The organism is Pseudomonas antarctica (assembly GCF_001647715.1).
Lineage (GTDB): Bacteria > Pseudomonadota > Gammaproteobacteria > Pseudomonadales > Pseudomonadaceae > Aquipseudomonas > Aquipseudomonas antarctica_A.
Map to the genome: position 1 here is coordinate 5,249,488 of NZ_CP015600.1, position 19,589 is coordinate 5,269,076.

The 19,589-nt window shown below is 59.5% G+C and carries 22 protein-coding genes and 1 pseudogene; 6 read left to right on the forward strand and 17 right to left on the reverse strand.

Going from position 1 to position 19,589, the window contains the following annotated elements; translation table 11 throughout:
* Positions 1–120: 120 nt before the first annotated feature.
* From A7J50_RS23815 to ffh, 12 genes and pseudogenes are all read right to left on the reverse strand, one after another.
* A complete protein-coding gene (locus A7J50_RS23815) occupies positions 121–405 on the reverse strand; it encodes a DUF3509 domain-containing protein (RefSeq protein WP_064455009.1) in 285 nt (94 codons plus the stop codon).
* 292 nt (positions 406–697) lie between these two features.
* Positions 698–931, reverse strand: a pseudogene (locus tag A7J50_RS30965) (hypothetical protein); the annotation flags it as partial.
* 110 nt (positions 932–1,041) lie between these two features.
* Positions 1,042–2,451: a threonine synthase gene (gene thrC / locus A7J50_RS23820; RefSeq protein ID WP_064454000.1), complete on the reverse strand. Its 1,410-nt coding sequence runs from the start codon at positions 2,449–2,451 to the stop codon at positions 1,042–1,044.
* A gap of 67 nt (positions 2,452–2,518) precedes the next feature.
* Positions 2,519–3,823 (reverse strand): homoserine dehydrogenase, encoded by a 1,305-nt coding sequence (locus A7J50_RS23825; protein WP_064454001.1) that lies wholly within the window; start codon positions 3,821–3,823, stop codon positions 2,519–2,521.
* Positions 3,824–3,952: 129 nt separating this feature from the next.
* Positions 3,953–4,684 carry a thioredoxin fold domain-containing protein gene (locus A7J50_RS23830; protein ID WP_053257833.1) on the reverse strand — a complete coding sequence of 244 codons (732 nt, stop codon included), beginning with the start codon at positions 4,682–4,684 and terminating at the stop codon, positions 3,953–3,955.
* A 169-nt stretch (positions 4,685–4,853) separates the two neighbouring features.
* Entirely contained in the window at positions 4,854–5,750 is an 897-nt protein-coding gene (gene xerD, locus A7J50_RS23835) for a site-specific tyrosine recombinase XerD (protein ID WP_064454002.1), read from the reverse strand.
* Between the two features lie 151 nt (positions 5,751–5,901).
* Entirely contained in the window at positions 5,902–6,315 is a 414-nt protein-coding gene (locus tag A7J50_RS23840; RefSeq protein ID WP_064454003.1) for an acyl-CoA thioesterase, read from the reverse strand.
* 82 nt (positions 6,316–6,397) lie between these two features.
* A complete protein-coding gene (rplS, locus tag A7J50_RS23845) occupies positions 6,398–6,748 on the reverse strand; it encodes a 50S ribosomal protein L19 (RefSeq protein ID WP_003175895.1) in 351 nt (116 codons plus the stop codon).
* Positions 6,749–6,793: 45 nt separating this feature from the next.
* On the reverse strand, positions 6,794–7,567 hold the full coding sequence (gene trmD / locus A7J50_RS23850) for a tRNA (guanosine(37)-N1)-methyltransferase TrmD (protein ID WP_173390389.1): 774 nt from the start codon (positions 7,565–7,567) through the stop codon (positions 6,794–6,796).
* Positions 7,549–8,085 (reverse strand): ribosome maturation factor RimM, encoded by a 537-nt coding sequence (gene rimM, locus A7J50_RS23855; RefSeq protein WP_064454004.1) that lies wholly within the window; start codon positions 8,083–8,085, stop codon positions 7,549–7,551. Before rimM ends, trmD begins: the two co-directional genes overlap by 19 nt.
* 5 nt (positions 8,086–8,090) lie before the next feature.
* Positions 8,091–8,342, reverse strand: coding sequence for a 30S ribosomal protein S16 (gene rpsP / locus A7J50_RS23860; protein ID WP_003175899.1), 252 nt, complete (start codon positions 8,340–8,342; stop codon positions 8,091–8,093).
* A 250-nt stretch (positions 8,343–8,592) separates the two neighbouring features.
* The gene (gene ffh / locus A7J50_RS23865) at positions 8,593–9,969 is read right to left on the reverse strand and encodes a signal recognition particle protein (RefSeq protein WP_010207982.1); all 1,377 of its coding nucleotides are present in this window, start codon (positions 9,967–9,969) and stop codon (positions 8,593–8,595) included.
* Between the two features lie 233 nt (positions 9,970–10,202).
* On the opposite strand from ffh, the gene A7J50_RS23870 reads away from it, so the two are divergent.
* From A7J50_RS23870 to A7J50_RS23880, 3 genes are all read left to right on the forward strand, one after another.
* Positions 10,203–11,015 carry a cytochrome C assembly family protein gene (locus A7J50_RS23870; protein WP_064454005.1) on the forward strand — a complete coding sequence of 271 codons (813 nt, stop codon included), beginning with the start codon at positions 10,203–10,205 and terminating at the stop codon, positions 11,013–11,015.
* A gap of 12 nt (positions 11,016–11,027) precedes the next feature.
* Complete coding sequence (locus tag A7J50_RS23875; RefSeq protein WP_064454006.1) at positions 11,028–12,266, forward strand: transporter associated domain-containing protein; 1,239 nt, start codon at positions 11,028–11,030, stop codon at positions 12,264–12,266.
* A gap of 367 nt (positions 12,267–12,633) precedes the next feature.
* Entirely contained in the window at positions 12,634–13,944 is a 1,311-nt protein-coding gene (locus tag A7J50_RS23880; protein WP_053257838.1) for an MFS transporter, read from the forward strand.
* Between the two features lie 114 nt (positions 13,945–14,058).
* On the opposite strand, the gene purT is transcribed toward A7J50_RS23880, so the two are convergent.
* The 5 genes from purT to A7J50_RS23905 form a co-directional block, all read right to left on the reverse strand.
* On the reverse strand, positions 14,059–15,240 hold the full coding sequence (gene purT / locus A7J50_RS23885) for a formate-dependent phosphoribosylglycinamide formyltransferase (RefSeq protein ID WP_014719785.1): 1,182 nt from the start codon (positions 15,238–15,240) through the stop codon (positions 14,059–14,061).
* A gap of 69 nt (positions 15,241–15,309) precedes the next feature.
* A complete protein-coding gene (locus A7J50_RS23890; protein ID WP_053257839.1) occupies positions 15,310–15,777 on the reverse strand; it encodes a preQ0 transporter in 468 nt (155 codons plus the stop codon).
* 166 nt (positions 15,778–15,943) lie between these two features.
* Positions 15,944–16,159 carry a DUF1289 domain-containing protein gene (locus A7J50_RS23895; protein ID WP_060754280.1) on the reverse strand — a complete coding sequence of 72 codons (216 nt, stop codon included), beginning with the start codon at positions 16,157–16,159 and terminating at the stop codon, positions 15,944–15,946.
* A complete protein-coding gene (locus A7J50_RS23900) occupies positions 16,156–16,680 on the reverse strand; it encodes a gamma carbonic anhydrase family protein (RefSeq protein WP_064454007.1) in 525 nt (174 codons plus the stop codon). The genes A7J50_RS23895 and A7J50_RS23900 overlap by 4 nt, the downstream gene beginning before the upstream one ends.
* Before the next feature lie 35 nt (positions 16,681–16,715).
* Positions 16,716–17,318, reverse strand: coding sequence for a CoA pyrophosphatase (locus A7J50_RS23905; RefSeq protein ID WP_017736785.1), 603 nt, complete (start codon positions 17,316–17,318; stop codon positions 16,716–16,718).
* A gap of 147 nt (positions 17,319–17,465) precedes the next feature.
* Here A7J50_RS23905 and A7J50_RS23910 point away from each other — a divergent pair, with 147 nt between their 5' ends.
* From A7J50_RS23910 to A7J50_RS23920, 3 genes are all read left to right on the forward strand, one after another.
* Positions 17,466–18,014 carry an NUDIX hydrolase gene (locus A7J50_RS23910; protein WP_064454008.1) on the forward strand — a complete coding sequence of 183 codons (549 nt, stop codon included), beginning with the start codon at positions 17,466–17,468 and terminating at the stop codon, positions 18,012–18,014.
* Positions 18,015–18,054: 40 nt separating this feature from the next.
* Positions 18,055–18,558 carry a L,D-transpeptidase family protein gene (locus tag A7J50_RS23915; protein WP_064454009.1) on the forward strand — a complete coding sequence of 168 codons (504 nt, stop codon included), beginning with the start codon at positions 18,055–18,057 and terminating at the stop codon, positions 18,556–18,558.
* A gap of 263 nt (positions 18,559–18,821) precedes the next feature.
* Positions 18,822–19,580 carry a GntR family transcriptional regulator gene (locus A7J50_RS23920; RefSeq protein ID WP_064454010.1) on the forward strand — a complete coding sequence of 253 codons (759 nt, stop codon included), beginning with the start codon at positions 18,822–18,824 and terminating at the stop codon, positions 19,578–19,580.
* Positions 19,581–19,589 lie beyond the last annotated feature (9 nt).

Sequence of the window (19,589 nt, forward strand, 5' to 3'; positions counted from 1 at the left end):
TAAACGTGGCCTACAAAGACCAGTACAACAAGCCACAAACACCGGAGCACAATGTTTGCTCTTGCTGTTATGAAATCTGACCGGGCATGCGGTAGGAAGTTTCCATCATTAAACAATTCTTCATGCGAGGGCGGCGCCACGGGTTTGGGCTGCGTTACGCAATGCTGCGATAACCGAGGGTTCCAGGCGCCCTTCAGCGATTTTCAGATCGCGTAGCAAGCAATCCACCACATCCACCAGTACACGCTTATCGGTCAATTGGGCCCGATCGACTTCACGCTCGACGACGATAGCGCCAGCAGGGTTCTTCACGGTCACCAGGCACTCGCCCTGTAGGCCCGAGGTGGTCAACGTAACCTGATAAGGGCTCAGTGCTTCTTCGAGCAATAGGCTGATACTTTCCATCTCGATCACCACTCAATCATTCGAATAAGGTTCGAAAAACAAAAATGTCATTAAGGTGCTTACATTCAAGTGACCCGTACTCAAAGCAGAAAGTTCGACCTTTTGTGTAGCCTCCTGCCCGAGTCAAGCGAGCATGCACGGCAAAGATGACAGAGAGAAAACATCCACCGACAGGCTAGAATCCCTGGATTACCCTGGGAGCCTGCCTTGAAAGCCGCGTCTGAACAGCCATTGCGCGCCGTCCTGGACGCGCGCCGACCAGGCTCAGGTAATCGGCACTGATGCCCTGTTAGCGATTGCGGTCGCGGGTAATCAATCGGTTGATAATCATCAATCGAAATGCCCACCTTCAATGTCCGAGAGCGGTGAACCACTGCTGCTCCGCCGGTGCCAGGGGCAAAGGCTCCAGCGGGATAAACCCCGGCACCCGCTTGAAAGGCAGGCTGACAGCCGCCTGGCCCTTAGGCAGATGGCCGAGCAACAGCACGCAAGCCAGCCGCACCGCCCATTGAATCACTACACGCACCGATTGAGTTTCTTGAGTTTGCTGGTTGGCCGCCCGCGCAAGTATGGCTCGCCAGAATGAAAAAGCCCGTCACGAAGACGGGCTTGACCTACCGCGTAGCAACCTGTGGATCAGAGCGGCTTACCGCGATTGCCGTGCTGGCTGACAAACGCCTGCATGGCTTTCAGATCGTTCGCCAACACCGTGCAGCGCTCTTCACGCTCGAACAGGTCAGCCAGGTGCTCGGGCAACTCCAGCGCTTTGCCAACACCGGCCTTCTCCACCGCTTCCGGGAATTTGACCGGGTGGGCAGTGCCCAGAATCACCATCGGGATGTCCAGGCTGCGACGGCATTCGCGTGCGGCCTTCACACCGATGGCGGTGTGTGGGTCGAGCAGTTCGCCGGTCTGGGCGTAGACCTCAGCGATGGTTTCACAGGTCTGCGCATCGTCCACGGCCAGGGAGTCGAACAGCTTGCGGGTTTCGGTCCAGCGCTCTTGCTCGACGCTGAAACCGCCACCTTGCTTGAAGCTGTCCATCAGGCCAGCCAGGGCGGCGCCATTGCGACCGTGCATGTCGAACAGCAGGCGTTCGAAGTTCGACGACACCATGATATCCATGGACGGCGACAATGTGGCGTGCAGGGTTTCCTTGACGTACTGGTTGCCACTCATGAAGCGGTGCAGGATGTCGTTGCGGTTGGTGGCGACGATCAACTGGTTGATCGGCAGGCCCATGTTGCGCGCCAGGTAGCCGGCAAAGATGTCGCCGAAGTTGCCGGTCGGCACCGAGAACGACACCGAACGCGCCGGGCCGCCCAACTGCAGGGACGCGTGGAAGTAGTAGACGATCTGAGCCATGATCCGGGCCCAGTTGATCGAGTTTACCGCCACCAGGCGCGTACCTTTCAGGAAGCTCTGGTCAGCGAAGCTGTTCTTGACCATTTCCTGGCAGTCATCGAAGTTGCCTTCGATGGCGATGTTGTGGATGTTTTCACCGAAAATGGTCGTCATCTGGCGACGCTGCACTTCCGACACGCGCTTGTGCGGGTGCAGGATGAAGATGTCGACGTTTTCGCAGTGCTTGCAACCTTCGATGGCGGCCGAACCGGTATCACCGGACGTAGCGCCGATGATCACCACACGCTCGCCGCGCTTTTCCAGCACGTAATCGAGCAGGCGACCCAGCAATTGCAGGGCGAAGTCCTTGAACGCCAGGGTCGGGCCGTGGAACAGCTCCAGCACCCATTCGTTGCCGTTCAGCTGACGCAGAGGGGCGATGGCGCTGTGGGAAAACACGCCATAAGTCTCTTCCAGAATCTTTTTGAAATCCGCATCCGGAATGCTGCCGGTGACGAACGGGCGCATCACCCGGAACGCCAGCTCGTGGTACGGCAGGCCCGCCCAGGACGCAATTTCTTCCTGGGTGAAACGTGGCAGGTTTTCCGGCACATACAGGCCGCCGTCAGTGGCAAGGCCTGCCAGCAAAACGTCTTCGAAATTCAGGGCCGGTGCCTGGCCGCGGGTGCTGATATAACGCATGACTGGCTCCTCTAAAACATTCTCGAACAGAGGCCGCCGAACACACGGGGCCCCTGGATCAAATCGGTTAGTTCAAGTGTTCGACGCGAATCCGCACCACCGGGCCAACCACCCCTTGCAGGGCTTCGAGGGCGGCGATGGCATCGTTCATGCGCTGTTCGAGCACGCGGTGGGTCAACAGGATCATCGGCACCTGGCCGTTTTGCTCCTCGACTTCCTTCTGCATGATCGACTCGATATTGATGCCGCGCTCCGACAGGATGCTGGCAACCTGGGCCAACACGCCCGGATGATCCTGAGCCTGGATGCGCAGGTAGTAGGCACTTTCGCAGGCTTCGATCGGCAGGATCGGGTGGGCCGACAGCGAGTCCGGCTGGAAGGCCAGGTGCGGCACGCGGTTTTCCGGGTCGCTGGTCATGGCGCGGACCACGTCCACCAGGTCGGCGATGACCGAGGAGGCCGTCGGTTCCATACCGGCACCGGCGCCGTAGAACAGCGTGGAGCCGGCTGCATCACCGTTGACCATCACGGCGTTCATCACGCCGTTGACGTTGGCGATCAGGCGGTCGGCCGGGATCAACGTCGGGTGCACACGCAGCTCGATACCGGCCGGAGTGCTGCGCGCCACGCCCAGGTGCTTGATGCGGTAGCCCAGGGCTTCGGCGTAGTTCACGTCGGCAGTGGTCAGCTTGGTGATGCCTTCGGTGTAGGCCTTGTCGAACTGCAGCGGGATACCAAAGGCGATGGAGGCCAGGATGGTCAGCTTGTGGGCCGCGTCGATGCCTTCCACGTCAAAGGTCGGGTCGGCTTCGGCGTAACCCAGCGCCTGGGCTTCGGCCAGCACGTCTTCGAAGGTACGGCCCTTCTCGCGCATTTCGGTGAGGATGAAGTTGCCGGTGCCGTTGATGATGCCGGCCACCCAGTTGATACGGTTGGCGGACAAGCCTTCACGGATCGCCTTGATCACCGGGATGCCGCCGGCCACAGCCGCTTCGAACGCAACGATCACGCCCTTCTCGCGCGCCTTGGCGAAGATCTCGTTACCGTGCACGGCGATCAGCGCCTTGTTGGCGGTGACCACGTGCTTGCCGTTCTCGATGGCCTTGAGCACCAGCTCGCGGGCCACGGTGTAACCGCCAACCAGCTCGATGACGATATCGATTTCAGGGTTGGTGGCCACGGCGAAGACATCGTTGGTAATCGCAATACCGGTCGTTTGGAACTGAGGCTTTGGCGTACGCGTGGCAATTTGCGCCACTTCAATCCCACGCCCTGCACGGCGGGAAATTTCTTCAGCATTACGCTGAAGTACGTTCAAGGTGCCGCCACCGACGGTCCCTAACCCACAGATGCCTACTTTGACCGGTTTCACTGAAGAACTCCCCATGAAACGGCCGACTCAAGGTCGGCCGTGGTAAACAGCCGCACAACTGCGGCTCTCAATTAATGCCCCGTCGACTGTTCGGCGGGGCATGATCGTCAAAGGCTCGACGATGACTGCTTACTTTGCACCCAGCGCCAGTTTGGCAACTTGTGGCGCAGGCTGGTAGCCCGGAATTACTTGGCCATCAGCCAAAACGATGGCCGGTGTACCGTTCACACCAATCGACTGGCCCAGGGCGAACTGCTTGGAAACCGGGTTGGCGCATTTGGCCGACTTGATTTCCTTGCCATCGACCATTTTGTCCATGGCGGCTTTCTTGTCGGCCGAGCACCATACGGCTTGCAGTTGTTCGTCACCCGGCGAGCCCAGGCCCTGGCGCGGGAACGCGACGTAGCGCACTTCGATACCCATTTTGTTCAGCGCAGGCACTTCGGCGTGCAGCTTGTGGCAGTACGGGCAGGTGGTGTCGGTGAACACGGTGATGTGAGTCTTGGTCTCGCCGATGGCCGGGTAAACCACGGTTTCAGCCACTGGAATGCCGTTGATCAACTTGGACACGCCCAGGCGCTCGGCTTTCTCGGTCAGGTTGACCGGCTTGCCGTCTTTCAACTGGAACAGGTAACCCTGGACGATGTACTGGCCATCGGCACTGGCGTACAGCACACGGCTACCCTTGAGCTTGACTTCATACAGCCCGGCCATCGGGCTGGCACTGATGCTTTCAATCGGCGTGTCGAGTTGCAGGTTGGCCAAGCTCTTGCGAATGGTCTGCTCGGCGGCGTCATCGGCGACAACAAAGGTGGAAACCAACGCAATGGCTGCGGCGGCAATAATCTGGGTCAAGCGCATGGGAACTCCTGAAGGCAGATGCAGGGACGGGCGCATGAACACCGATCTGGAAACACGGGGCTGTCAATACGAGCCTGGGCGCCGTCCCCTTTGCGAACCGGCAAAGCCTACCACAGTTGGGCCGGGGGGCAGACTGCGGCAGGTAAATTGGGCCTTTTCCGACGTAATTTTATCCGCGAGGGTGATGCTTGGCGTGCATCTCCTGCAGACGTGCGCGCGCGACGTGGGTGTAAATCTGGGTTGTGGATAAGTCACTGTGCCCCAGCAGCATTTGCACCACCCGCAAATCCGCACCGTGGTTGAGCAAATGGGTGGCAAACGCGTGGCGCAACGTATGTGGCGACAGCGCCTTGCCGATCCCAGCCACTTTGGCCTGGTGCTTGATACGGTGCCAGAAGGTCTGGCGGGTCATCTGCTCACCGCGCAGGCTGGGGAACAGCACGTCGCTGGGCCGCCCGCCGAGCAATTCGCCACGGGCATCACGCATATAGCGCTCAACCCACACAATCGCCTCCTCGCCCATCGGCACCAGTCGCTCCTTGCTGCCTTTGCCCATGACGCGCAGCACGCCCTGACGCAAGTTGACTTGCTCCAGGGTCAGGCTGATCAGTTCAGTCACCCGCAGCCCGCAGGCGTAGAGCACTTCGAGCATGGCGCGGTCACGCTGTCCGATGGCTTCACTCAGGTCGGGCGCGGCGAGCAAGGCATCGACGTCGGCTTCCGACAGGGATTTGGGCAATGGCCTGCCGAGTTGCGGCATATCGATTTGCAGGGTCGGGTCGACCGCGATCAGCTTTTCCCGCAGCAGGTAGCGATAAAAACCACGCACGCCAGATAGAAATCGCGCAGTGGAGCGAGGCTTGTAGTTCTGCTCAAGGCGCCAGGCCAGGTGATCAAGGATCAGCTCGCGACCGGCATTGATCAGTTCGAGGTTTTTCTCCTGCAGCCAGCCGTTGAACAGGGCCAAGTCACTGCGGTAGGCCTGGCGGGTGTTGTCCGACAGGCCTTTTTCCAGCCACAGGGCATCAAGGAAGCGATCGATCAGGGGATGGTCAATGGCGGGCATAGGGGCTCAAGCGAATGAATGTAGTGTCGGGTAGATCCTATCGCAGGCAAGCCAGCTCCCACATGGGTTTTGTGTCATGCCTGATCTCATGATCAACATCGATCAAATGTGGGAGCTGGCTTGCCTGCGATGGCCACGACTCGGTTTCAGATCAGTCTACAAACCCAGGCAATACCGGAACCGGCCGCTTATCGGCATCAATCGCGACAAAGCTGAACACACCCTGGATCGCCTTTTCGCGGCCATCGGCACTCATGCTTTCCACAAACACTTCGACTTCAACCTTGAGGCTGGTGTTACCGACTTTGACAACGCGCCCGATCAGCTCAACGATGGAGCCGGCCGGAATCGCGTGATTAAAGTCGATCCGATCAGTGGAGACCGTCACCAGCGGCAAACGACAAAAACGCGTGGCCGTGATGAACGACACTTCATCCATCCACGCCAGCGCCGTACCGCCGAACAGGGTGTTGTGGTGGTTGGTGGTCGGCGGGAACACGGCCTTGGTCACGTAGGTCACGGACAGGTCGGTACGACGCTGGATTTCTTCGAGGCGGGTGGTCATGGGAAAATACCGGCAAATTGACAAATTTCAGGCACAAAAAAGCAGCCCGTAGGCTGCTTTTTTCTGCATCGGGAAGCTGGACTTAAGCCAGTTTTTCCTTGATGCGAGCTGCTTTACCGGACAGGTCACGCAGGTAGTACAGCTTGGCTTTACGTACGTCACCGCGACGCTTAACGGCCATGCTGTCGATTTGCGGGCTGTAGGTCTGGAAAGTACGCTCTACGCCAACACCGTTGGAGATTTTACGAACAGTGAAAGCACTGTTCACACCACGGTTACGCTTGGCGATTACCACGCCTTCGAACGCTTGCAGACGCGAACGGTCGCCTTCCTTCACTTTCACCTGAACGACAATAGTGTCGCCTGGGGCAAAGGTAGGGATCTCTTTGGTCATCTGCTCTGCTTCGAGTGCAAGGATGATTTTGTTAGTCATGCTGTGCTCCTAAGGTAAGTCATCGGACCTACCATCGATACGTTGTTAACTATCGTCCCGCGCGAGGATGTATTCCTCGAGCAGCTTCTTCTCTTCTCCAGAAAGCGAGCGGCTTTCCAGAAGATCGGCGCGTCGTTCATAGGTCCGACCAAGGGACTGCTGTAAACGCCAACGCCGGATGTGTGCGTGATTGCCACTTAGCAATACGTCGGGAACACGCTGATCCGCATACACCTCCGGTCGGGTGTAGTGCGGGCAATCCAGCAAACCATCCGTGAAGGAGTCTTCCTCCGCGGAGTCCGCATGCCCTAAAGCTCCAGGCAGCAGTCGTGTAACCGCATCTATCAGGACCATCGCCGGCAGCTCGCCGCCAGACAGGACATAGTCCCCAATCGACCACTCTTCATCGACATGAGCTTCAATAAACCGCTCGTCAATGCCTTCATAGCGACCGGCAATCAGGATTAATGCTTCCTCATTCGCCAGTTCGCGAACCCCAGCCTGTTTCAGCTGACGGCCTTGAGGGGACAGGTAAATTACCTTCGCCTTCTCCCCGGCAGCTGCCTTGGCCTGGGCCAACGCGTCTTCCAGGGGCTTGATCTTCATCACCATGCCCGGGCCACCGCCAAATGGGCGATCGTCCACAGTGTGATGTCGATCCGTCGTGTAGTCTCGCGGGTTCCAACAGGTAAGCTGCAACAGCCCCTGTTTCACCGCCCGACTGGTGATGCCGTACTCGCTGATGGCGGAAAACATCTCGGGAAACAAACTGATCACTTCAATGCGCAAATTAGCCACGCTTAGAAGTCCGCGTCCCATTCCACCTTCATCTCGCCCGCTGCCAGGTCGACGGCCAACACGCATTGCCCGGTATACGGCAACAGGCGTCCGCGATCATCCAGGCTGCCAGCGCAAGGCTTGACCACCATTACATCATTGGCGCCGGTTTCCAGAAGATGATCGATTTTCCCGAGCAATTGCCCCAGTTGATCAATAACCTTCAGACCTTCCAGCTGGTACCAGTAGTACTCGCCGTCGGTCAATTCAGGGAACAGGTTGCGCGGCACGCAGATCTCATAACCGGCCAGAAGACGAGCTTCTTCACGATCATCAAGACCCTTGAGCTTTGCGACCAGGAACTTATCGCTCCCGCGTCCACTGACCAGCTCGACCTGTTTCACACTCCCTTCGCGCTTGAGCGTCCAGGTTTTGTACTGCAACAGGTTTTCAGTCGGATCAGTAAAGGAATACACCTTCACTTCGCCGCGAACGCCATGAACAGAGTAAATCTTGCCGATAACGATCAAATCATCAGCAACAGCTGGCGTCGCGTTCATATTGCTCAGGCTGCGGCCTTAGCCGAGTCCTTCAACAACTTGGCAACACGCTCGGATGGCTGTGCACCAACGCTCAGCCAGTAGGCTACGCGCTCTTGGTTCACGGACAGACGAACTTCTTGACCACGAGCAACAGGGTTGAAGAAACCAACCTGTTCCTTGTGCGAACCGTCACGCGGGTTGCGGCTGTCGGTTACGGTCAAGTGGTAAAACGGGCGCTTTTTGGAGCCGCCAAGGGCAAGACGGATTGTTAGCATGTGAACATCGTTCCTGTAGTCGGTGCTGCAAATCTAAATGCACAGCGGGCATAGGTGCCCGAAAGGCCGCATATTCTAAGGAATATCCGGACTTTTGCAAATGTCTTTTTCTGGCGCCTATCAGCGTGCCACTCAGATCTGCTATAGAGCCGTCGGTTAAAACGGCGAGTCAGCTCCCGCTAACCGCGGGTTTGCTGGAGATCCCACATCCTTGTGGGTCGGAGCGCAAGCATGCTTGCGCTCGAATACTTTACATTTTGGGCATGCCACCGCCGGGCAACATACCGCCCATGCCGCGCATCATCTTGGCCATTCCGCCTTTGGCGGAGAATTTCTTCATCATCTTCTGCATCTGCTTGTGCTGCTTGATCAAGCGACCGATGTCCTGCACCTGGGTGCCGGAGCCCATGGCGATCCGACGTTTGCGCGAACCACTGATCAGCTCAGGGTCGCGGCGCTCGGCCGGGGTCATGGAATTGATGATGGCTTCCATCTGCTTGAATTGCTTCTCTGCCGCGCCCTGGGCATTGCCCATTTGCGCCAGGTTCACACCGCCGATGTTCGGCAGCTTGTCCATCAGGCCGCCGAGGCCGCCCATGTTTTTCATCTGTTGCAGCTGGTCGCGGAAGTCTTCGAGGTCGAAGCCCTTGCCCTTCTTCAGCTTTTTGGCCAGTTTGTCGGCCTTGTCTTTGTCGAGGGTGGCTTCGGCCTGTTCGATCAGGCTGAGCACGTCACCCATGCCGAGGATGCGCGAGGCGATCCGCTCTGGGTGGAACGGCTCGAGCGCGTCGCTCTTCTCGCCCATACCAATGAACTTGATCGGCTTGCCGGTGATGGCACGCACCGACAGCGCGGCACCGCCACGGGCGTCGCCGTCGACCTTGGTCAGGATCACGCCGGTCAGCGGCAGTGCGTCACCGAAGGCCTTGGCGGTGTTGGCCGCATCCTGGCCGGTCATGGCGTCGACCACGAACAGCGTTTCGACCGGGTTGATCGCGGCATGCAGCGCCTTGATCTCGCCCATCATCTCTTCGTCGATGTGCAGGCGACCGGCGGTATCGACGATAACCACGTCGATGAATTTCAACTTGGCTTCTTTAATAGCCGCGTTAGCGATGTCGACCGGCTTCTGGCTCAGGTCAGACGGGAAGAAGGTCACCCCCACTTCGCCGGCAAGCATTTCGAGTTGCTTGATGGCCGCCGGACGGTACACGTCGGCCGACACCACCATCACGGACTTCTTCTTGCGCTCTTTAAGGAAGCGCGCCAGCTTGCCGGCGGTGGTGGTTTTACCCGCACCTTGCAGACCAGCCATCAGCACAACCGCTGGCGGTACGGCGCTGAGGTTCAAATCTTCGTTGGCCGCGCCCATCAGGCTTTCGAGTTCGGCCTGGACGATCTTCACAAAGGCCTGGCCCGGGGTCAGGCTGCGGGACACTTCGGTGCCGACCGCGCGCTCTTTGACCGAGTTGACGAAGTCCTTGACCACAGGCAAGGCCACGTCGGCTTCCAGCAACGCCATGCGCACTTCACGCAGGGTGTCTTTAATATTGTCCTCGGTCAGCTTGGCCTTGCCGGTTACGTGGCGCAGCGTCTGCGAGAGACGGTCAGTCAGGTTTTCAAACATGCGCGATCCTTTCAGGCCCTATTCATCGAAATGCAGTGGTGACCGAGGTAATGGCGGCCCAGGCTGTGGTAAATCGCTATTAAAAACAGCGCTCGGCGAGCCTGCGGCGTGGGCAGGTCGCGGATTATAGCGAAGACTGCGCCTGTGCACACCCGCTGTCTGGCCCGGGAGTCTTTCGTGGAGCGCAGGTGTGTGCCAAACTCAGCGCCTTTCGGGCTTGTCTATCAGGATTTATGGTCCCCTTGTCACCCAGTTTGCTACCCAGCCTCGCCGCCGCCCTTTTGTATGCCGCTGCGACTCTCTATCAGGGCACTCGTCTGGCCCAGGGCACAAAAGCGGACAAACGCCTGCTGGTGGGCTTTGGCGTCATCGCCCTGCTGGCTCACGCCGCCAGCCTGTTCACGCATCTGATGACGCCGGTCGGCCTGGGCCTGGACTTTTTCAGCGCCGCCAGCCTGATCGCCGCCGCCGTCATCGCGCTGACGCTGATGGCCTGCTATCGAATCCCCGTCGAGAACCTGTTGGTGCTGCTATTCCCGCTGGGCATGCTGACGGTACTGCTGGCGCAATTTGCCCCGACCGGCACCGTGCAGGTCATCGACGAGGAACCGGGCATCCTCGCCCACATTCTGTTGTCGATTCTCGCCTACGGCATGTTCACCATCGCCGTGTTCCAGGCGTTGCTCGTGCTGCTGCAAGACCACCAGCTTAAAAACAAGCACCCGTCCGGGCTGATCAAGAACTTCCCGCCGCTGCAAACCATGGAAAGCCTGCTGTTCGGTTTCCTGTGGGCCGGCTGGACACTGCTGTCGTTGTCGCTGATTTCCGGTTGGCTATTCGTCGAAAACCTGTTCGCCCAGCACCTGGTGCACAAAACCTTGCTGGCGTGCCTGGCCTGGATCGTTTTCAGCGTCTTGCTGTGGGGTCGCAACCGTCTCGGCTGGCGTGGGCACAAAGCGATCCGCTGGACCCTGGCCGGTTTCTGCCTGCTGATGCTGGCCTATTTCGGCAGCAAGCTGGTTCGCGAATACATCCTGCATATCTGACGGGCAGCGATCATGGACAACTTGCCCCTTGGGCCGATGCTCGCGGTAATCACCTTGCTGGTGTTATGGGCGGCGCTGTTTACCGCCATCGAAGCCGCACAACAACACCTGCTGGCACTGCGTCCTGGTACACGCCAGGGTGACAAGGCGGCCGCCCGCCTGAACTTCCCGCGTCACAGCCTGATCCTGTGCAACAGCTTGTGTCGCGCTGCAGTGGTTATTCTCTGCACCTTGCTGGCGATCTATGCCTGGGCGCAGAACGGCCCGTGGCTCGGTTGGCTGATTTCTTGCGCGATCCTGCTGGTGCTCGCCGACTACCTGCCCCGCGCCCTCGCGGTTCGCCATCCCCAGGCCGTACTGGGCTTCGGCAATACGCTGCTGGGCGTGCCGCTGAAAATTCTTTATCCGCTGGCGTGGCTGCTCAATGGCATCAGCCTGCTGCTGCTGCGCCCCTTCGCACGCAAAACCGGCGTGGTGAAAAAAAGCGACGAGCCGCTGCCCGATCACGATGATGAACCGGAGCCCGAGTCCGACGACAACCGAACCCCCGGCATGCCCGGTATTCACGCCCTGGACAACATCACGGTCAACGACATTCTGGTACCGCGCAGCGAAGTGGACGGCATCAACCTGGACGATCCGGTTGAAGAAATCATCGAGCAATTGCGCGCTTCCCAGCGCACGCGCCTGCCGGTGTTCCACAGCGACATCAACCAAGTCGAAGCGGTGCTCAACACCCGGCAGATCCAACACCTGCTGCCTGATGCCAGCCTGACCAAAGATGCCTTGCTCGCCGCTTGCCACGAACCTTACTTCGTCCCGGAAAGCACCCCGCTGCAACTGCAGCTGCTGAATTTCCACAAGCAGCAGCGACGCCTGGGCATGGTGGTGGACGAATACGGTGAAGTGCTCGGCATCGTCACCCTGGAAGATATCCTCGAAGAAATCGTTGGCGAATTCGAAAACGATCAGACGGTGGATAACCCGCATATCGACGCGCAACCCGATGGCCGTTTCATCATCGACGGCGCCGCCTCGATCCGCGAACTGAACAAGAGCCTGGGCTGGCACCTGCCCAGCGATGGCCCCAAGACCCTCAACGGGTTGGTGACCGAAGCGCTGGAGACCATTCCGGATTGCGCGGTGTGCCTGAAAATCGGCCGCTATCGCCTGGAAATCCTCGAGACCGAGGACAACCGCGTCAGCAAAGTGCTGATCTGGCACACCAGCCGCGTTCCGGTCGCCGCATAACCTCTTGGCATAACACAATCCAATGTGGGAGCGGGCTTGCTCGCGAAAGCGGTGGATCAGTCAGCTCATCTAGACCTGACCCACCGCTTTCGCGAGCAAGCCCGCTCCCACAGTTGATTTGCAGCGTTTGATAGATCGTGATTGAGCCCCTTGTTGTCTGTTCAACCCCCTTCCTATAATCGGCTCGGCTTACCCAAGCCCCGCCCGACCGCGTGCTACCCGCACTCAGCGCGTCCAGGCACCGCTTTACCGTGTCTGACCGGTGTTTGCTCCCATCCCGAGCCGCCCCGCCTACGCCCCTGATCCTTGGGTGTTCGACCAATAATAATCCGCGTCCAAACGCGCAATGACCGTCAGGGATACCGCCATGAGCACCACCTATAACGAGGCTGCAACCGCCGCCCCGCTCAACTCGACCGCACGGGTCGCGACCGCGAGCATCGTCGGCACCGCCATCGAGTTCTACGATTTCTATATCTACGCCACTGCTGCTGCGCTGGTGATCGGCCCGGTGTTCTTCCCGCAGACGTCCGGCACCGCGCAGATGCTGGCGTCGTTCCTGACCTTCGGCATCGCCTTCATCGCCCGCCCATTGGGCTCAGCGCTGTTCGGCCATTTCGGTGACCGTATCGGGCGCAAATCAACCCTGGTCGCCTCGTTGCTGCTGATGGGTGTGTGCACCACATTGATCGGCTTGCTGCCGGGCTATGACAGCATCGGCGCCTGGGCTCCGATTCTGTTGTGTGTGCTGCGTTTCGGCCAGGGCCTCGGGCTGGGCGGGGAATGGGGCGGCGCAGCATTGCTGGCGACCGAGAACGCACCAAAGGGCAAGCGCGCCTGGTTCGGCATGTTCCCGCAATTGGGCCCATCAATTGGCTTTCTGGCCGCGAACGGTTTGTTCCTGATCCTGGCCATGAGCCTGAACGACGAGCAATTCCGCAGCTGGGGCTGGCGCATACCGTTCATCCTCAGCGCGGCGCTGGTGATGGTCGGCCTGTATGCGCGCTTGAAACTGCATGAAACCCCGGTGTTCGCCAACGCCGTGGCCAAAGAAGCACCGGTGAAAGTGCCGTTGGTGGAACTGTTCAGCCAGCATTGGCTGCCGGTACTGTTGGGCGCGGCGTCGATGGTGGTGTGTTATGCGCTGTTCTACATCACCACTGCGTTTTCCCTGAGCTACGGCGTATCGACGCTGGGCTACAGCCGCGAAACGTTCCTGGGCTTGCTGTGTTTCGCCGTGCTGTTCATGGGCCTGGCCACGCCATTGGCAGCCTTGGCCAGTGACCGCTACGGGCGCAAGCCAGTACTGATCGTCGGCGCAGTGCTGGCGATTCTGTCGGGCTTCACCATGGAACCGCTGCTGACCCACGGCTCGACCTGGGCGGTGGCGTTGTTCCTGGCGCTGGAGCTGTTCCTGATGGGCGTGACCTTCGCGCCGATGGGCGCCTTGCTGCCGGAACTGTTCCCGACGCGCGTGCGTTATACCGGTGCTTCGGCGGCGTATAACCTGGGTGGGATTGTCGGTGCGTCGGCGGCGCCGTTCTTCGCGACCAAGCTGGTGGCGATGGGCGGGCTGAGTTATGTCGGCGGGTATGTGTCGGCGGCAGCGCTGCTCAGCTTGATCGCTGTGCTGTGCCTGAAAGAGACGCGGGATAATGATTTGAACAAGGTCGCCTGATAGATTGCTATCGCAGGCAAGCCAGCTCCCACATTTGAAATGTATTCACACATCAAACTTTGTGAACCCGATCAAATGTGGGAGCTGGCTTGCCTGCGATAGACGCGACGCGGTTTAGAGTTCTACTACAACAGCCTTCGAAGCACGCGTTGCCTTAGCCCGAGCCGCCTCAATCGACTCATCCCGCGCCAACGCCACACCCATCCGACGCTGACCATTCACTTCTGGCTTACCAAACAGACGCAACGCCGTGTCCGGCTCGCTCAAGGCGGCGCCGAGGTTGGCGAATGCCGTCTGGGTGGACTGCCCTTCCACCAGGATCACCGCCGAAGCCGAAGGCCCGAACTGACGGATCAATGGAATCGGCAGGCCCAGAATCGCGCGAGCGTGCAGGGCAAATTGCGACAAGTCCTGAGAAATCAGGGTCACCAGGCCAGTGTCATGCGGGCGCGGCGACACTTCGCTGAACCACACCTGATCGCCCTTGATGAACAACTCCACGCCAAACAGGCCGCGACCACCCAGCGCCTCAGTGACCGCTTTGGCCACGCGCTCGGATTCCGCCAGGGCAATCGGGCTCATGGCTTGCGGCTGCCAGGATTCCTGGTAGTCGCCCTTCTCCTGACGGTGGCCGACCGGCGCGCAGAAGGTGGTGCCGCCGATGTGGCGCACGGTCAGCAGGGTGATTTCGTAGTCGAAGTCGATGAAGCCTTCGATGATCACGCGACCTTTACCCGCCCGCCCGCCTTCCTGGGCGTAATCCCAGGCTTTCTGCACGTCATCAGTGCTGCGCAGCAGGCTCTGGCCCTTGCCCGACGAACTCATCACCGGCTTGACCACGCACGGGAAGCCCAGGTCCTGCACGGCCTTGCTGTAGTCTTCGAAGGTGTCGGCAAAGTGGTACGGCGAAGTCGGCAGGTCCAGCTCTTCAGCGGCCAGGCGACGGATGCCTTCACGGTTCATGGTCAGCGACGTGGCGCGCGCAGTCGGGATCACGGTGAAGCCTTCGGCCTCCAGCTCCACCAGGGTGGCGGTGGCGATGGCTTCGATTTCCGGCACGATGAAGTGCGGTTTTTCCGCTTCGATCACGGCACGCAGGGCGGCGCCGTCGAGCATGTTGATCACATGGCTACGGTGGGCGACCTGCATGGCAGGCGCGTTGGCGTAGCGATCCACGGCAATCACTTCAACGCCCAGGCGTTGCAGTTCGATTACCACTTCCTTGCCCAGCTCACCGCAGCCACACAGCAAAACGCGGGTCGCGGTTGGCGACAATGGAGTTCCGATTCGGGTCATCTCAGGTCCTCAGGGGAGCGGATCATGGGGAGAAAGGCCGGCATTTTACATGAACTGTAAAAATTGGCCTCAGTTGGCGACGGCCCGTTTGCGCAAACGCCACGCCATGATCAGCCACACCACCGTGACCCCGGCGAATTTCGACACCAACGCCGTGCCGGCCACCGCTGGCGTCAGCGCGCCGATCAGGCCAAAGAAGATAAAGGTATCGATGGGAATGCTCAGCGCCGAACTTATCCACAGGCGATCATGCAGCGGGCGCTTGGTGATGCTGAACACCAGCCAGTCGATGCACTCGGACACCGCGAATGCCGTGGCGCTGGCCAGGGCGATGGACGGGTCGGAGGTGATATACGACAGCACCAGCGCCGCCAGCATGGCAATGATCGCGCCGTGGCCGAAACGGGTTTGCACCATGTCGCGCAGGATAAACACCAGGCCACCCCAGGCGGACCAGATAACGTCCAGGTGCGGGGCGGTGGAGAAAGCGAAGTTAATCAGCACGACACTGCTGATGTAGGCGATCAGGAAGAACATAGCGCGGGAGACCTGTGGGCAAGGGCCACAGGGTACTTCACATTTTGAAATATGTCGTCTTGGAAGGGCCTCATCGCGGGCAAGCCCAGCTCCCACACTTTGACCGTATTCCTACAGGATAAACACGATCAAATGTGGGAGCGGGCTTGCTCGCGAAAGCGGTCTATCAGGCCCCCGACTTACCGGGCATCATCCACACCAACCCACTCGCCTTCGCCCGCTCATGGCACAACCCCAGCACCACTCGGCGCTCGGTGTTGTCCATGCGACTCCAGCGCGTAATCTCATCCACGGTGCGCTGGCAGCCGGTGCAAATATCGTCATCATCCAACGCGCAAATACTCACGCACGGTGAGGCGACAGGCCGTTCTACCGGGTTCATTCTTCTTGCTCAGCCAAATCACGCGCATACCGCTGCGCGTTATGCACATAGTGTGCAGCGCTGGCTTCGAGCATGCGCTTTTGCGCCTCGGTCAGTTCCCGCACCACCTTGCCCGGCGAGCCCATCACCAACGAGCCATCGGGAATTTCCTTGCCTTCGCCGATCAACGAATTGGCGCCGATGATGCAATGCTTGCCGATCCTGGCGCCGTTAAGGACGACTGCGTTAATGCCGATCAAACTGTAGTCGTCGACGGTGCAGCCATGCAGCATGGCGTTATGACCGATGGTCACGCCGGTGCCCAGGGTCAGCGGATAGCCCATGTCGGTGTGCATCACGCTGCCGTCCTGCACGTTGCTGTTCTTGCCGATCAGGATCAGTTCGTTGTCGCCACGCAACACCGCGTTGAACCAGACGTTGGCGCCCTCCTCCAGCTTGACCTTGCCAACCAGCGTGGCATTCGGCGCCACCCAGCTGCGTGGATGAGTCTCGACGCGGGCGTCGCCCAGGCGGTATTTCATGGTTTTTCCTCACGGCTGGCCATTCAAGCGATGGCTTATATATTGATAAAGCTCTTGGGCGGCTGATGCAGGCTGATCTTCGCGTCGTCATAGAGCAGGTTGATCAGCTCGACAATCATGATCGCCGTCAGCCCCCAGATCTTGTATTCGCCAAACCGATAGCTGGGCACATACCAACTGCGGCCCTGGTAATCGATTCGGTGGGTATGTTCGCGCGGGTCCTGACGGAAAAACTCCAGGGGCACGCTGAAGACCGCAGCGATCTCCGCATCATTGGCCAGGTATTCGACGTAATCGGGGATAACCCCGACATAGGGCGTTACACGGATGCCGTGCAGGGAAATCAAGGGGCTCAACGGGCCGATGACCTCCACTAGGCCGGGCGGCAAGCCGATTTCTTCTTCGGCTTCGCGCAGTGCGGTAAAGATCAGGTCCGGGTCTTCGGGGTCACGTCGCCCGCCCGGAAACGCCACTTCGCCACCGTGGGTCGACAGGCCGCTGGCGCGCAAGGTCAGGATCAGCTCAGGTTCGTCACTGCGAGTAATCGGCACCAACACCGCAGCCTCGGGAAAACGCCCGTCGGTCTCCAGCGTGTGAGGGGTGTGATTGCTTACCCGGCGGAGTAGCTCGTCCAGCATGAGTCATCTCGGTCTGTTGGCTACCTTGCATCATGCACCAAAGCGTGCGGGTGCCCAACCCCAAAACCCGGTGCATGTCGCGAAACGACAACTTGCAGGAAAGCCTGGCACCGAGCCAAGATGTGCCGACTCTCCAGGAACCCCAGCATGAACTTCTGCAGCCAGTGCGGTAAACCGGTTACCCAGCGCATTCCCGAAGGCGACGCACGCCTGCGCTTTGTGTGTGATCACTGCTCGACCATTCACTACCAGAACCCCAATATCGTCGCCGGCACCGTACCGGTGTGGGGCGATAAAGTGCTGCTGTGCCGCCGCGCCATCGAGCCCCGCCTGGGTTACTGGACACTCCCAGCCGGTTTCATGGAGAACGGCGAGACCGTGGAACAGGCCGCCATGCGCGAAACCCTGGAAGAGGCCTGCGCCCGCGTGCGCAACCTGAGCCTCTACACCCTGATCGATGTGCCGCACATTAGCCAGGTGCATATCTTCTACCGCGCAGAGCTGGTCGACCTGGACTTTGCCGCAGGCCCCGAAAGCCTTGAAGTGAAGCTGTTCGATGAAGCCGACATCCCTTGGTCAGAGCTGGCTTTCCGCACAGTCGGGCGTACCTTAGAATGTTTCTTCGCTGACCGTCAGCAACAGCTGTTCCCGGTTCGCAGCGAGTCGGTGCCGCCCATGACGCGGCCGGCCAAATAACAACACTCCAGGCAGCACCTTTACTAGGGAAACCGTTTTAATGCGTTGGTTGCTCGCTCTTATCTGCCTGTCGTTCGCTACCCTGTCTTCGGCCTCTTCGGTGGAAACCCTCGGCGGCAAACCTGTCGAGAAAATCCTGGTGCTCAAGTCCGCCCATCAGTTGCAACTGATCAACGACGGCAAGCCGCTCAAGAGCTATCGCATCTCCTTGGGTAAAAATCCTAAAGGCACCAAGCAGTTCGAAGGTGACCGCCGCACGCCGGAAGGCTTTTATTGGATCGACTGGCGCAAGACCAGCGACCGCTTCAACCTGGCCATGCACATCTCCTACCCGAATATCAGCGACTCCGCCCGTGCGCGCCGCGAAGGCGTGAGGCCAGGCAGCATGATCATGATCCACGGTACGCCCGACACCGAGGAATACCCGGAGCAGTGGTTCCACACCCTGGACTGGACCGACGGCTGCATCGGCATGCGCAATGTGGATATGCGCGAAGTCTGGAACCTGGTCAAAGACGGCACCATGATCGAGATTCGGCCGTAAAGTCGTACCGCTCGTAAAATAATTCAAAAATAATTTCCTGCCCACGGCAGCACCTGCCGGTGAATACCAGTTCACCGCGCGGGCTGCGCACTTGCGCGCGCCATAAAGACCTCTCTAATACCACTTGATACCAGGCACCATTAAGGCGCCCTGAAACCGGCACTCGCACCGTTTTGGCAGCATTGACATGGTATTTAAGTGGTATTAATTTCCGGCCATTACCGGGCGACAACACTCCAATAACCGCATCGGAAACTTCACAGATGAACCCTATCCTGACGCTGCGCCCAGACGACAAACAATCCACGCCGCTGTACCTGCAACTGGCCCGCAACCTTGAAGCGGCGATCCATGCCGGCCAGTGGAAATCCGAGCAGGCACTGCCATCGGAACGCGCCCTCAGCGAGCAATTAAGCATCTCGCGGGTCACCGCCCGTAAAGCGCTGGAAGTGTTGTTTGCCCAAGGCCTGATCCGCCGCAGCCAAGGTTCTGGAACCTTTATCACACCGCGCCTGGAACAACCGCTGTCACGCCTCTCAGGCTTCAGCGAAATGTTGCGCCTCAAGGGGTTTGTGCCGAGCTCCCAGTGGCTGGAGCGCGATATCACCCAGCCAACCCACGAAGAGCTGATCCGCCTGGGCCTGTCGCCCACCGACAAAGTGGCGCGCCTCAAGCGTCTGCGTAAAGCCGACGACACCGTCATGGCGATTGAAATGACCGCCATGCCTGCCTCAGTGCTGCCGCACCCGCAAGCCATCGGCAATTCGCTGTACGAATACCTGGAAAGCATCGGCAAGCCCATCGTGCGCGCCCTGCAACATATCCAGGCGATCAATGCCTCGGATGAGTTCGCCAAGCTGGTAGGCATCGCCCCCGGCACCGCCATGTTGCTGATGACCCGCGTCGGCTACACCGCCGACAACACGCCGATTGAAATCACCGACACCTACTGCCGCAACGATTACTACGACTTTGTCGCAGAGCTGCGCCGCTACGATTTTGCCGCTGAATTGCGGCCTTAGAGAACTGCC

Bases quoted from the DNA above. Each gene is read 5' to 3' on its own strand.
- xerD (WP_064454002.1), bottom strand. From the start codon at position 5,750: ATGCCCGCCATTGACCATCCCCTGATCGATCGCTTCCTTGATGCCCTG.
- A7J50_RS23920 (WP_064454010.1), top strand. From the start codon at position 18,822: ATGAACCCTATCCTGACGCTGCGCCCAGACGACAAACAATCCACGCCG.
- A7J50_RS23830 (WP_053257833.1), bottom strand. From the start codon at position 4,684: ATGCGCTTGACCCAGATTATTGCCGCCGCAGCCATTGCGTTGGTTTCC.
- A7J50_RS23910 (WP_064454008.1), top strand. From the start codon at position 17,466: ATGAACTTCTGCAGCCAGTGCGGTAAACCGGTTACCCAGCGCATTCCC.
- A7J50_RS23815 (WP_064455009.1), bottom strand. From the start codon at position 405: ATGGAAAGTATCAGCCTATTGCTCGAAGAAGCACTGAGCCCTTATCAG.
- A7J50_RS23880 (WP_053257838.1), top strand. From the start codon at position 12,634: ATGAGCACCACCTATAACGAGGCTGCAACCGCCGCCCCGCTCAACTCG.
- trmD (WP_173390389.1), bottom strand. From the start codon at position 7,567: ATGGGACGCGGACTTCTAAGCGTGGCTAATTTGCGCATTGAAGTGATC.
- purT (WP_014719785.1), bottom strand. From the start codon at position 15,240: ATGACCCGAATCGGAACTCCATTGTCGCCAACCGCGACCCGCGTTTTG.
- rimM (WP_064454004.1), bottom strand. From the start codon at position 8,085: ATGAACGCGACGCCAGCTGTTGCTGATGATTTGATCGTTATCGGCAAG.
- thrC (WP_064454000.1), bottom strand. From the start codon at position 2,451: ATGCGTTATATCAGCACCCGCGGCCAGGCACCGGCCCTGAATTTCGAA.
- A7J50_RS23900 (WP_064454007.1), bottom strand. From the start codon at position 16,680: ATGAAATACCGCCTGGGCGACGCCCGCGTCGAGACTCATCCACGCAGC.
- rplS (WP_003175895.1), bottom strand. From the start codon at position 6,748: ATGACTAACAAAATCATCCTTGCACTCGAAGCAGAGCAGATGACCAAA.
- A7J50_RS23875 (WP_064454006.1), top strand. From the start codon at position 11,028: ATGGACAACTTGCCCCTTGGGCCGATGCTCGCGGTAATCACCTTGCTG.
- A7J50_RS23915 (WP_064454009.1), top strand. From the start codon at position 18,055: ATGCGTTGGTTGCTCGCTCTTATCTGCCTGTCGTTCGCTACCCTGTCT.
- A7J50_RS23870 (WP_064454005.1), top strand. From the start codon at position 10,203: ATGGTCCCCTTGTCACCCAGTTTGCTACCCAGCCTCGCCGCCGCCCTT.
- rpsP (WP_003175899.1), bottom strand. From the start codon at position 8,342: ATGCTAACAATCCGTCTTGCCCTTGGCGGCTCCAAAAAGCGCCCGTTT.
- A7J50_RS23890 (WP_053257839.1), bottom strand. From the start codon at position 15,777: ATGTTCTTCCTGATCGCCTACATCAGCAGTGTCGTGCTGATTAACTTC.
- A7J50_RS23840 (WP_064454003.1), bottom strand. From the start codon at position 6,315: ATGACCACCCGCCTCGAAGAAATCCAGCGTCGTACCGACCTGTCCGTG.
- ffh (WP_010207982.1), bottom strand. From the start codon at position 9,969: ATGTTTGAAAACCTGACTGACCGTCTCTCGCAGACGCTGCGCCACGTA.
- A7J50_RS23895 (WP_060754280.1), bottom strand. From the start codon at position 16,159: ATGAACCCGGTAGAACGGCCTGTCGCCTCACCGTGCGTGAGTATTTGC.
- A7J50_RS23905 (WP_017736785.1), bottom strand. From the start codon at position 17,318: ATGCTGGACGAGCTACTCCGCCGGGTAAGCAATCACACCCCTCACACG.